We start from the raw sequence: 11,674 nt of genomic DNA, 5'->3' as shown, positions 1-11,674 counted from the left end.
TCAGAAGTGAAACGCCGTAGCGCCGATGGTAGTGTGGGGCCTCCCCATGCGAGAGTAGGGAACTGCCAGGCATCAAATTTAGTGTGCTGATATGGCTCAGTTGGTAGAGCGCACCCTTGGTAAGGGTGAGGTCCCCAGTTCGACTCTGGGTATCAGCACCAGTTATGGCATGAGTTCGGTTTAAAAAGAATTTGCCTGGCGGCAACAGCGCGGTGGTCCCACCTGACCCCATGCCGAACTCAGAAGTGAAACGCCGTAGCGCCGATGGTAGTGTGGGGCCTCCCCATGCGAGAGTAGGGAACTGCCAGGCATCAAACACGAAAGCCCTGAACATTTGTTCAGGGCTTTTTTGTTTTCCGCGATGACCTTTATCTCAATAAAAACGCTCAATAAAATCCACAGGCATAAAAAAGCCCCTGCCATGCTGGCAAGGGCTGAATGATGCGGCGAATTGTGTTCGCTTAGTGGATAACCTGCGACAGAAACGCCCGGGTCCGCTCGGATTTCGGATTCGCAAAGAACTCCTCCGGCGGCGCCATCTCCACGATTTCACCGCGATCCATAAAGATCACCCGATCGGCAACTGTACGCGCAAAGCCCATCTCATGCGTCACACACAGCATCGTCATTCCGTCTTCTGCCAGACCGATCATGGTATCCAGCACCTCTTTAACCATCTCAGGATCGAGCGCGGAGGTGGGCTCATCGAATAACATAATCTTCGGCTTCATACACAGCGAACGGGCGATGGCCACGCGCTGCTGCTGTCCGCCAGAGAGCTGCCCGGGAAACTTATGGGCATGCTCAGCAATGCGCACGCGCTGCAGATAGTGCATCGCCAGCTCTTCGGCCTCTTTCTTTGGCATCTTGCGTACCCACATCGGTGCCAGCGTGCAGTTCTGCAGAACGGTCAGATGCGGGAAAAGATTAAAGTGCTGAAATACCATGCCGACTTCAGTGCGCACGCGTTCAATATTGCGTACATCATCATTCAGGTGAATACCATCCACGACAATCCGTCCCTGCTGATGCTCTTCCAGATGGTTGATGCAGCGAATGGTAGTAGATTTACCGGAACCCGAAGGGCCGCACAGCACGATACGCTCGCGCGGTTTCACCTGCAGGTTGATATCTTTCAGCACGTGGAATTGACCGTACCATTTGTTCACGTTTTCGAGCGTAATCATCATGGCGTTAGCCGCCGTTGTCATTGTTTGTGTCATGTAAAACCTCAGTGCGATTTACGCCCGGTGTGGAAGCGCTTCTCCAGATACTGGCTATAGCGCGACATGCTAAAACAGAAAATCCAGTAAACCAGTGCAGCGAAGACATAGCCTTCGGTCGACATACCCAGCCATGTAGGGTCGACGGTTGCCTGCTGCACGCTACTGAACAGATCGAACAGGCCGATGATGATCACCAGGCTGGTATCTTTAAACAGCGCGATGATGGTGTTCACCAGACCGGGAATGGTCAGCTTGAGCGCCTGCGGTAAAATCACCAGCGCCTGGGTTTTCCAGTAGCCGAGCGCCAGCGACTCTGCCGCTTCGTACTGGCCTTTAGGCAGGGCCTGCAGCCCGCCACGTACCACTTCGGCGACATACGCCGACTGGAACAGGATCACGCCAACCAGCGCACGCACCAGTTTGTCTATCGTGGTGCCTTCCGCCATAAACAGCGGCAGCATCACTGAAGACATGAACAGCACGGTAATCAGCGGTACGCCACGCCAGAACTCAATGAAAATCACCGACAGGGTGCGCACCACCGGCATTTTAGAGCGACGACCCAGCGCCAGCAGAATGCCGAGCGGCAGCGCCCCGGCAATGCCGACAGATGCGATAATCAGCGTCAGCGTCAGGCCGCCCCACTGGCGCGTTTCAACGCGGTCCAGCCCGAAATAGCCGCCATACAGCAGCAGCCAGACGACGACCGGATAGATCACCGCCCAGCAGGCGATATAGCGGCCGCGGCGCGGCATGGATTTGATAAACATCGGCACAATCGACAGCAGGCCAATCACCAGCGCCAGATTGATGCGCCAGCGCAGCTCATGCGGATAGAGCCCGTACATGAACTGGCCAAAGCGCGCGTGGATAAAGACCCAGCAGGCGCCCGCTTTCGTACAGTCCGCACGGGTTTCGCCAATCCAGTTAGCCTGGAAGATCAACCAGTTCAGCGCCGGCGGGATAACGCTCCAGATAATCCACAGGCTGAGTAACGTGAGCAGCGTATTCAGCCAGCTGGAGAACAGGTTTTTACGCGCCCAGAGCCAGGCTTTACCCAGTGGATTGCCCGACACCGGCGGCGTTTCGTGTGTGGTCACAGACATAATGGTTCCGTTCTCTTAACGCTCAACCAGCGCAATTTTGCGGTTATAGAGGTTCATCAGCAGCGAAATGAGCAGACTGATAATCAGATAAACCGCCATGGTGATGGCAATGGTTTCAATTGCCTGGCCGGTCTGGTTCAGTACGGTGCCGGCAAACAGCGACACCATATCCGGATAGCCGATCGCGGCCGCCAGCGAGGAGTTTTTTACGATGTTAAGGTACTGGCTGGTGAGCGGCGGGATAATCACGCGCATCGCCTGCGGAATGATCACCTGACGCAGCGTAACCGGGTTGGGCAGCCCGAGCGAACGTGCCGCTTCGCTCTGACCATGCGGTACTGACTGAATCCCGGCGCGAATCACCTCAGCAATAAAGGAAGAGGTGTAGATCGACAGTGCCAGCGTAAGCGCTGCCAGTTCCGGAATCATGGCAAAGCCACCGCGGAAGTTGAAACCGCGCAGCTCGGGCACATCCCAGTGCGTGGCGGCACCAAACAGCGTATGGGCGATCAGCGGCAGCAGCACAATTAAACCGGCCGCAGCGGGCCAGGTGCGGCGCAGCTGACCGGTTTTCAGCTGATGCTTGCGGTTGAAGCGGAACAGCGCGGCGCTGGCGGCGATGGCAATCGCCAGCGCGATCAGGAATGGCCAGGTGCCGGGCGCATACTCCGGCCACGGTATATACAGACCGCGGTTGCTGACAAAAGCCAGATCGAACGCGTTCAGCGCCTGACGCGGGCCCGGCAGATTGCGCAGCACGGCAAAGTACCAGAAGAAGATTTGCAGCAGCGGCGGGATATTACGGAACGTCTCGATATAAATCGTCGACAGCTTGCGCAGCAGCCAGTTATCCGACAGGCGCGCCAGACCGATGGCGAAGCCGAGGATGGAGGCGAAGACAATACAGAGCGCGGAGACCAGCAGGGTGTTGGTTAACCCGACCATAAACACGCGCGCGTAGGTATCGCCTTCGCTGTAATCGATCAGATGCTGGACGATGCCGAAACCGGCGTTGCGCTCAAGAAAGCCAAAGCCGGAGGTGATACCGCGATTGGCAAGGTTGATCACCGTGTTGTGGATCAGATAACCCACCACAGCAAACACCGCCACAATCGCGACAATCTGGTAAAGCCAGGCGCGAACCGTAGGATTACCGAACGAAAAATCCCTTTTCACGGTTGGGCGTTGCGACATGTTAAAACCTCAGTGAAGAATACGCGTGGGCACCGCAGGATGCGGTGCCCGACTGGCAGGAGACAATTAACGCACTGGTGGAGCGTACTGGATGCCGCCCTGGTTCCAGAGCGCATTCTGGCCGCGTGCAATTTTCAGCGCGCTGTCTTTACCAACGTTACGATCAAACACTTCCTGATAGTTACCAACCTGCTTGATGATGTTGTACGCCCACTTGTTGTCGAGCTTCAGGTCTTTACCGAAATCACCCTCTGCGCCCAGCAGGTGTGCCATATCTGGCGTGGTTGGCTTCGCCGCCATCTCATCAACGTTCTTCGAGCTGATGCCCATCTCTTCCGCATTCAGCATGGCGAACAGCGACCATTTCACGATGGTGAACCAGTCATCATCACCGCGACGCACGACCGGGCCCAGCGGCTCTTTCGAAATCACTTCTGGCAGTACGATAAAGTCATCCGGCTTGCCCAGCTTGATGCGCAGCGCATACAGCTGTGACTGGTCAGAAGAGAGGGTATCGCAGCGGCCGCTATCCAGCGCTTTAGCGGACTCATCAGAGCGGTCGAAGGTGACCGGCGTGTACTGCATTTTGTTAGCTTTAAAGTAGTCGGCCACGTTCAGCTCGGTATCGGTACCGGCCTGGATACACACGGTGGCACCATCCAGCTCTTTGGCGCTTTTCAGACCGGCTTTCTTATGGGTCAGGAAGCCGATGCCGTCATAATAGTTTACGCCGGCGAACAGGAAGCCCATGCCGCCATCACGTGATGAGGTCCAGGTGGTGTTACGCGACAGGATATCCACCTCGCCTGACTGCAGCGCAGTGAAGCGTTCTTTAGCGGTCAGCGGGGTGTATTTTACTTTGCTGGCATCGCCGAAGACCGCAGCAGCAGCGGCGCGGCACACGTCAACATCGATACCGGTGAATTTGCCGCTGGCGTCAGCGTAAGAGAACCCTGGCAGACCATCGCTGATACCGCACTGTATAAACCCTTTCTTCTTAATGGCGTCCAGCGTGGTGCCTGCGTGCGCCTGCTGGGTCACGGCGAACAGCGAGGCGGCAGCAATCAGGGTGGAAAGCATCATCTTTTTCATAAAGCATCCTGTGTGGCGAGATCGTGTGTTGTTATGTTTGCGCGCACTTTACTGTGCGCTTATTTCTTTCTGTGGCGTTTAGCCATCCACGACACTGCAAAGCTGATGCCAGGTTTGCAGAATCCTGAATTCACTGGAAAGATCTTTTAATAAACGGACGTATCCGGAAAGTTGTCGCTACTATCGCGCACCAAAAGGCAGCATGACGAGTCGCCACGATCACAAATAGTGCAAAAAGTTTCACTATATGGAAGCAGTGTGAGCTAACGCTCATGAACAGGTGTACGGCAAAGTGGAATTACCGCTGAAGCGGTTCAGGATCACAAACAAAGCGGGTTGAGGGGCGATCAGAAGGATTTTTTCTGCGCAAAAACAGGGCAGGGCAGCGGCCCTGAGAGAGATGAGCTATCACGCCGGCGATTGCAACTATCGTTACCATTTTGACGATAATCGTTTCACGCGGTGTTAACAGGCGGGAAATACAAACAAAAACGCCAGCCCAAAGGCTGGCGTTATCGCAGCAAGGAACCAGAACGCTTAGTTCATGCCGTATTTTTTCAGCTTCTTACGCAGCGTACCGCGGTTGATGCCCATCATCAGGGCAGCGCGGGTCTGGTTGCCACGGGTATACTGCATCACCATGTCCAACAGAGGCTGCTCGACTTCAGCCAGTACCAGCTCATACAGGTCACTTACATCCTGACCGTTCAGTTGAGCAAAATAGTTCTTCAGTGCCTGTTTAACCGAATCACGCAGAGGCTTTTGCGTCACCTGATCCTGTGAGTTAACGGTAGAAACGGTCAGTACGTCAGAATTTACGCGTTGTTCGAACATAGTTCTTTCAGCTCTTTATTTCGTTTACGCAAGATTTTCGAAGTATGCCTCCAACGCCTCCAGCTGTTCGCTGGCATCCTCTATGGCGTTGAATGTGCGCCGAAACTGGTCGTCAGGGGCACTTTCCTGCAAATACCAGGAAACGTGTTTTCGGGCAATACGGTATCCCTTGCGCTGACCGTAAAAGTCGTGCAGCTCCCGTATGTGTCCAATCAGCATATGCTTCACTTCAGCCAGCGGCTTCGGTGCCAGCAGCTCCCCTGTGTCCAGATAATGCTGGATTTCCCGGAAGATCCACGGTCTTCCCTGAGCAGCGCGTCCCACCATCAGAGCATCGGCTCCGGTGTAGTCGAGCACTGCCCTGGCTTTGTGCGGGTCAGTAATGTCACCATTCGCGATAATCGGAATAGCGACGCTCTGCTTAACTGTCCGAATGCTGTCGTATTCAGCTTGCCCTTCAAACAAACAGGCGCGCGTGCGGCCATGAATGGTCAGGGCCTGAATACCACAGCGTTCAGCCAATTGGGCAATCTCTACACAATTACGATTTTCTTTGTCCCAGCCGGTGCGAATCTTCAGCGTAACCGGTACATCGACTGCGTTCACCACCGCACGGAGGATTGACTCCACCAGCTGCGGATGCTGCAGCAGCGCTGAACCTGCCATCTTACGATTCACTTTTTTAGCCGGGCAGCCCATGTTGATGTCGATAACCTGTGCACCGGACGCAACATTAATGCGCGCGGCGGCGGCCATCTCATCGGGATCGCAACCTGCAATTTGCACGGCGCGAATACCGGGCTCGTCACTATGCACCATACGCAAACGCGATTTGTCACTGGCCCAGACTTCCGGGTTCGATGACAGCATCTCGGAGACAGTCATACCGGCGCCGTTGTCATAACACAGGGTGCGAAATGGCTTGTCGGATACTCCGGCCATAGGCGCAGCGATGAGTCGATTACGTAGCTGGTGATGTCCAATGCGCATGAAAAAGAAGTGACCCTAACTGTTCGCAAGGCGGCGTATATTACGCATTTTTTCCGGAAGATGAAAGGCCAAACTTTGAACAATTCGCCGTTTAAGATCAGGGAAATGGGGCTTAGCAGCGGGGTATTGATCATTACTTGTTTAAATTCAGTGTATTACAAAAATACGCTGAAATTGTGAGCAAAAGTTTTTCCAAAAATATGCGCTGAATCACAACATAAAAACCGCCACTTCCGCGAATCGGCAAGAGAAATGGCGGTGATTTGATTGAAAAGTGAACGCTTTATTTACGTTTGGTGAGTATTTCGTTACTCAACCACCAGCCGGCCATTGAGCGGCTGCACCGGGCGGCTGTTACCGTGTTCACCCAGCACCGCGCTGAAGGCCTGCAACTGCTGTGCGGAAGCCGTTACCGGTTGCTTCATCACCAGCCAGCGCACGCCTTCACTGCACGGTGGCGTGGTGAGTGAACCGCTGAAGCGGTAGTAACGGCGATCGGTCGGCAGCAGTGGCGTAATATCGACATCCTGCTGCAGCGTAGCCGGCTGATTGACCTGCGCCGGCAGCGTATCCAGCAGCGTCGTCAGCACCGGATTTGCCGCACCGGCTTCGAACATCCCCCCGATCACCGCCAGCTGCTGCTGCTCGTCACTGAATACAAAGTGGCCCTCAAGCGGATAGCGTTTGCCGTCGATCAGGTTTTCGCTCGGGGTATGGAAGTGGAACTGCTTCAGCGTGAAGGTCTCGCCGTCCAGCGTCAGCGTATCACCCTGCTGCAGGTTGATCTGCACGGTGTGGCCGTTGTTGACAATGGCGGCCTGGCGCGCCTGCAGTTCCAGCGTCAGCGCCGGCAGACTGGCATGCAGCGCCTGGCGAATATCAATCGGCGACTGATTCACGCCCTGCTTGCAGACGTGAAAATCAGGGGACAGGTCCCCCCACTGCTGTGGCTGAGCATAATCCCAGGCGGCAGCCTGAACGTGAGCAAAAGGCGCTGCTGCCAGCAGCAGAGCGATCAGTGTGTGTTTGCTTTTCATCATCATTTATTCACTAAGCGATATATCAATGTTATGTGCCGCGCACGGCACGGTTAACAGGGATAGCGCTATCGCCTGGTGCAGCAGTCTACTGATTTCAATGTAAAGAAACGGCAGGAAAACGGGGCTGGCGGGGATTTGAGACAGGTCTCAGGCGGGCAAAATCGGGCCAGCAGTCGCTGGCCCATGCGTCGGTTAGCGGCGCACGCCAGTGATGCGACACCACTCTTCTTTTTCCGCCACGGCGTCCAGCGCAAAGCGCTCCGCATAGGCTTCACACACGCTTTCCGCCTGGCTGGCCAGCACGCCGGACAGGCCGAGATGGCCGCCGGCTTTCGGCAGCACGCCAATCAGCGGCGCCAGTTCGCGCAGCGGACCGGCGAGGATATTGGCGACCACCACATCCGCCTGCAGGTTTTCCGGCTGCTGGTGTGGCAGATACAGCGACAGGAGGTCGGCCACGCCGTTGCGCTCCGCGTTATCGCGGCTGGCCTGGATCGCCTGCGGATCAATATCAATGCCGATCGCCTGGGCTGCACCGAGTTTCAGTGCGGCGATGGCCAGAATGCCGGAGCCACAGCCGAAATCGATCACCGTTTTGCCCTGCAGATCGAGTCCATCCAGCCAGCTCAGACACAGCGACGTGGTGGGATGGGTGCCGGTACCAAAGGCCAGACCGGGATCAAGCATCACGTTAACCGCATCCGGATCCGGCACGTCGCGCCAGCTGGGGCAGATCCACAGGCGTTCACCGAAGCGCATCGGATGGAAGTTATCCATCCATTCGCGCTCCCAGTCTTTATCCTCGATCTGTTCGATCTTATGGCGGAAACCCGATCCCAGCAGCGGATGCTGGCTCAGTTCAGCCACTACGTCGTCCATGGCGGTTTCCGCGTCGAACAGGCCAATCACATCGGTATCGCCCCACAGGCGGGTTTCACCGGGCAGCGGCTCATACACCGGGTTGTCGTGCGTGTCCTGAAAGGTGACCGACACCGCACCGGCGTCCATCAGCGCATCACTGAGGGTTTCGGCGTGCTCGCCGGTGCTGTTAATTTTGATTTGAATCCATGGCATAGCGTTTCTCTTTTATTCCAGGGCAGCATCGCGTGCGTCAGGCGCGCTGCCGAACAGATTACCCACCAGGAAGGCCAGCAGGCTTAATGTCAACGATGGCACGATAGGGTGAAAGCCCCACAGTTCGATTTTCAGGCTGGCAAGTAGCGTATAGCATCCGGCTCCCACCACCATGCCACTGATGGCGCCCGCCGCATTGGCGCGCTCCCAGTACAGTCCCAGCACCAGCGGCCACAGAAAGACCGCTTCAAGGCCACCGAACGCCAGCAGGTTGAGCCAGATAATCATATCTGGCGGATTCCAGGCCGCCAGCAGCAGCAGCAGGCCGAGCACAAAGGTGATGGTGCCGGAGAGCAGCCGCAAACGCGCCTCGTTCTCGCTGTGCTGCGGCGCGATACGCAGGTAAAGATCTTTGATCAGCGTAGCGGACGATTGCAGCAGCTGCGCGTTAATCGTCGACATGATCGCCGCCATTGGCGCCGCGAGGAACACGCCAGCCGCCATCGGTGGCAGCACGGTGATCATCAGCGTCGGGATCACGCGATCCGGAATCGCCAGATCCGGCAATACCGCGCGACCAAGTGCGCCGGCCAGATGCATGCCGAGCATTAGTATCACCACCACGATAGTGCCGAGAATGATACCGCGATGCATCGCTTTGCTGTCTTTGTAGGAGATGCAGCGCACGGCGGTATGTGGCAGCCCAATCACGCCAAAGCACACCAGCACGGCAAACGAACTGAGGAAGGTTGGATTGATGACGTTGCCGACGCCTTCCGGTGACACCAGCTGCGGATCGATGCTGCGCAGTTTGGTGACCGCCGTTGCCAGACCGCCCGCCTGGTGGATGACGGCAAACAGCAGCAGGAAGGTGCCAATCAGCATCACCAGCCCTTGCATGGCATCGTTGAGCACGCTGGCGCGAAAGCCGCCGAACGCGGTATACAGCGCGATGGTGCCGCCAAAAATCAGCAGCCCGGTGTCATAAGGAATACCGGCGGCCGTCTCCAGCAGGCGCGCGCCGCCGATGAACTGTACCGTCATGGCACCAATAAACGCCACCAGCAGGCTGATACTGGCCAGCCAGATGAGCAGCGGGCTGCGGTAGCGGCCATATAGCATGTCGTTGAGCGTCACCGCGTTGTAGCGTCGTGCCAGAATCGCGAATTTTTTGCCCAGCACGCCGAGCGACAGCCAGACCGCCGGCACCTGAATCATCGCCAGCAGTACCCAGCCCAGCCCGTATTTATACGCCGCGCCCGGCCCGCCAATAAATGAGCTGGCGCTGATGTAAGTGGTGGTGATGGTCATCGCCAGCACAAAACCGCCCATCGAGCGACTGCCGAGGAAATACTCACTCAGGAAGTTGCCGTGGCGCTGTTTGCGCATGGCAAACACCGACAGCCCGGCAATCAGCACCAGATAGGCCAGCAGTGGCAGAATGATTTCAGTTTCCATCGTGGTCCTCCAGAGACATATCGCGGAACACCACGCGCACCATCAGCCAGCACAGGCCGATGAACAGCAGCGGGGCGAACACGCAGGAGAACTCAAACCAGCGCGGTAAACCGGTGAAACCGCTTTGTGTGCCGCCGAGCCATGCGGACACGCCCCAGACGGCGAGGTACGCCAGCGTCAGGTACAGCGACCAGCGCGCCTCTTTGTTAGCTTGCAAAAAACGCCCATCCATCATGCAACCTCAAAGGCAACAAAAATGAAAAAGGCCGGTTTAACCGGCCTCTGCATTGCTCTGCGCTGCGCTTACTTCTCGTGCAGGCCGAGTTTTTTCTCCAGATAGTGGATGTTAGTACCACCCTGCTGGAAGTTTTCGTCGGTCATGATGCGCATCTGCAGATCGACGTTAGTCTTGATGCCGTCGATGATCAGTTCTGCCAGCGCATTTTTCATGCGCGCAATAGCCACGTCACGGTTTTCGCCGTAGGTAATCAGCTTACCAATCATTGAGTCGTAATACGGCGGCACGCTGTAGCCGGCATAGATGTGCGATTCCCAGCGCACGCCAAAACCGCCTGGCGCGTGGAAACGGGTGATCTTGCCCGGGCTCGGCAGGAAGGTGTTTGGGTCTTCGGCGTTGATACGGCACTCGACCGCATGGCCGCGCACCACCACATCTTCCTGTTTGATGGACAGCGGCTGACCGGCAGCAATACGCAGCTGCTCTTTGATCAGGTCGACGCCAGTGATCATCTCGGTGACCGGATGTTCCACCTGAATACGGGTGTTCATCTCGATGAAGTAGAATTCACCGTTTTCATACAGGAACTCGAACGTACCGGCACCGCGATAGCCGATCTCCACGCAGGCGTTAGAGCAGCGCTCGCCGATGTAGCGACGCAGTTCCGGCGTGATGCCCGGTGCTGGTGCTTCTTCGACCACTTTCTGGTGGCGGCGCTGCATGGAGCAGTCACGCTCGGCCAGATAGATGGCGTTGCCCTGACCGTCGGCCAGAACCTGAATCTCGATGTGGCGTGGATTCTCGAGGAATTTCTCCATGTACACCATGTCGTTGTTGAAAGCCGCTTTGGCTTCCGCTTTCGTCATGTTGATGGACTGCTCAAGATCCTTGTCGCTGCGCACAACGCGCATACCGCGACCGCCGCCGCCGCCAGAGGCTTTGATGATCACCGGATAGCCGATGCGCTTAGCGATGGCACGGTTTTTCTCCATGTCGTCGGTCAGCGAACCGTCAGAGCCTGGTACGGTCGGTACGCCGGCTTTTTTCATCGCGTTGATCGCTGACACTTTGTCGCCCATCAGGCGAATGGTGTCGGCTTTCGGACCGATAAAGATAAAGCCAGAGCGCTCAACCTGCTCGGCGAAATCGGCGTTCTCAGAAAGGAAGCCGTAGCCCGGGTGGATCGCAACCGCGCCGGTGATTTCGGCGGCGGAGATCAGCGCCGGGATATTAAGATAACTTTTGACCGACTGCGCCGGGCCGATGCAGACGGTTTCGTCCGCCAGCAGCACGTGCTTCAGATCGCGGTCTGCCGTGGAGTGCACCGCCACAGTCTTGATGCCCAGTTCTTTACAGGCACGCAGAATGCGCAGCGCAATCTCACCACGGTTAGCAATGACAATTTTATCCAGCATGCTTCGC

General features: G+C 56.6%; 11 protein-coding genes, 1 tRNA gene and 1 rRNA gene. 2 read left to right on the top strand and 11 right to left on the bottom strand.

All coding sequences use genetic code 11. The features are described from left to right. The first annotated feature begins 85 nt into the window (after positions 1-85). Positions 86-161: transfer RNA gene (locus tag KOL70_RS22530), tRNA-Thr, on the top strand. Positions 162-194: 33 nt separating this feature from the next. Then, positions 195-310: ribosomal RNA gene (gene rrf, locus KOL70_RS22525) — 5S ribosomal RNA — on the top strand. 151 nt (positions 311-461) lie between these two features. On the opposite strand, the gene KOL70_RS22520 is transcribed toward rrf, so the two are convergent. The 11 genes from KOL70_RS22520 to accC form a co-directional block, all read right to left on the bottom strand. Further along, positions 462-1,223 (bottom strand): amino acid ABC transporter ATP-binding protein, encoded by a 762-nt coding sequence (locus tag KOL70_RS22520; protein WP_058759889.1) that lies wholly within the window; start codon positions 1,221-1,223, stop codon positions 462-464. An 8-nt stretch (positions 1,224-1,231) separates the two neighbouring features. Further along, positions 1,232-2,332 carry an amino acid ABC transporter permease gene (locus tag KOL70_RS22515; protein ID WP_058759888.1) on the bottom strand — a complete coding sequence of 367 codons (1,101 nt, stop codon included), beginning with the start codon at positions 2,330-2,332 and terminating at the stop codon, positions 1,232-1,234. A 15-nt stretch (positions 2,333-2,347) separates the two neighbouring features. Next, entirely contained in the window at positions 2,348-3,526 is a 1,179-nt protein-coding gene (locus KOL70_RS22510) for an amino acid ABC transporter permease (protein WP_021508165.1), read from the bottom strand. Positions 3,527-3,592: 66 nt separating this feature from the next. Further along, entirely contained in the window at positions 3,593-4,618 is a 1,026-nt protein-coding gene (locus KOL70_RS22505) for an amino acid ABC transporter substrate-binding protein (RefSeq protein ID WP_058759887.1), read from the bottom strand. 537 nt (positions 4,619-5,155) lie between these two features. After that, entirely contained in the window at positions 5,156-5,452 is a 297-nt protein-coding gene (gene fis, locus KOL70_RS22500; protein WP_003855228.1) for a DNA-binding transcriptional regulator Fis, read from the bottom strand. A 24-nt stretch (positions 5,453-5,476) separates the two neighbouring features. Continuing rightward, complete coding sequence (gene dusB / locus KOL70_RS22495) at positions 5,477-6,442, bottom strand: tRNA dihydrouridine synthase DusB (RefSeq protein WP_040679767.1); 966 nt, start codon at positions 6,440-6,442, stop codon at positions 5,477-5,479. 308 nt (positions 6,443-6,750) lie between these two features. Next, positions 6,751-7,479 (bottom strand): carbonic anhydrase, encoded by a 729-nt coding sequence (locus KOL70_RS22490; protein WP_215481629.1) that lies wholly within the window; start codon positions 7,477-7,479, stop codon positions 6,751-6,753. Positions 7,480-7,674: 195 nt separating this feature from the next. Next, entirely contained in the window at positions 7,675-8,556 is an 882-nt protein-coding gene (gene prmA / locus KOL70_RS22485; protein ID WP_215481619.1) for a 50S ribosomal protein L11 methyltransferase, read from the bottom strand. A gap of 12 nt (positions 8,557-8,568) precedes the next feature. Further along, positions 8,569-10,014 (bottom strand): sodium/pantothenate symporter, encoded by a 1,446-nt coding sequence (gene panF, locus KOL70_RS22480; RefSeq protein ID WP_104093876.1) that lies wholly within the window; start codon positions 10,012-10,014, stop codon positions 8,569-8,571. After that, a complete protein-coding gene (locus KOL70_RS22475; protein WP_058771470.1) occupies positions 10,004-10,246 on the bottom strand; it encodes a YhdT family protein in 243 nt (80 codons plus the stop codon). Before KOL70_RS22475 ends, panF begins: the two co-directional genes overlap by 11 nt. Positions 10,247-10,317: 71 nt before the next feature. Next, a complete protein-coding gene (gene accC, locus KOL70_RS22470; RefSeq protein ID WP_021508158.1) occupies positions 10,318-11,667 on the bottom strand; it encodes an acetyl-CoA carboxylase biotin carboxylase subunit in 1,350 nt (449 codons plus the stop codon). Between the last annotated feature and the right edge of the window lie 7 nt (positions 11,668-11,674).

Origin of the sequence: Pantoea sp. B270 (genome assembly GCF_018726825.1) — a bacterium.
Classification (GTDB): domain Bacteria; phylum Pseudomonadota; class Gammaproteobacteria; order Enterobacterales; family Enterobacteriaceae; genus Pantoea; species Pantoea dispersa.
The sequence above is the reverse complement of the archived record's forward strand: the minus strand, read 5'-3'. Positions and strand labels throughout refer to the sequence as shown.

Coding starts and splice junctions, on each gene's coding strand:
- KOL70_RS22490 (WP_215481629.1), bottom strand. CDS start 7,479: ATGAAAAGCAAACACACACTGATCGCTCTGCTGCTGGCAGCAGCGCCT.
- accC (WP_021508158.1), bottom strand. CDS start 11,667: ATGCTGGATAAAATTGTCATTGCTAACCGTGGTGAGATTGCGCTGCGC.
- KOL70_RS22515 (WP_058759888.1), bottom strand. CDS start 2,332: ATGTCTGTGACCACACACGAAACGCCGCCGGTGTCGGGCAATCCACTG.
- dusB (WP_040679767.1), bottom strand. CDS start 6,442: ATGCGCATTGGACATCACCAGCTACGTAATCGACTCATCGCTGCGCCT.
- KOL70_RS22520 (WP_058759889.1), bottom strand. CDS start 1,223: ATGACACAAACAATGACAACGGCGGCTAACGCCATGATGATTACGCTC.
- fis (WP_003855228.1), bottom strand. CDS start 5,452: ATGTTCGAACAACGCGTAAATTCTGACGTACTGACCGTTTCTACCGTT.
- KOL70_RS22510 (WP_021508165.1), bottom strand. CDS start 3,526: ATGTCGCAACGCCCAACCGTGAAAAGGGATTTTTCGTTCGGTAATCCT.
- panF (WP_104093876.1), bottom strand. CDS start 10,014: ATGGAAACTGAAATCATTCTGCCACTGCTGGCCTATCTGGTGCTGATT.
- KOL70_RS22475 (WP_058771470.1), bottom strand. CDS start 10,246: ATGGATGGGCGTTTTTTGCAAGCTAACAAAGAGGCGCGCTGGTCGCTG.
- prmA (WP_215481619.1), bottom strand. CDS start 8,556: ATGCCATGGATTCAAATCAAAATTAACAGCACCGGCGAGCACGCCGAA.
- KOL70_RS22505 (WP_058759887.1), bottom strand. CDS start 4,618: ATGAAAAAGATGATGCTTTCCACCCTGATTGCTGCCGCCTCGCTGTTC.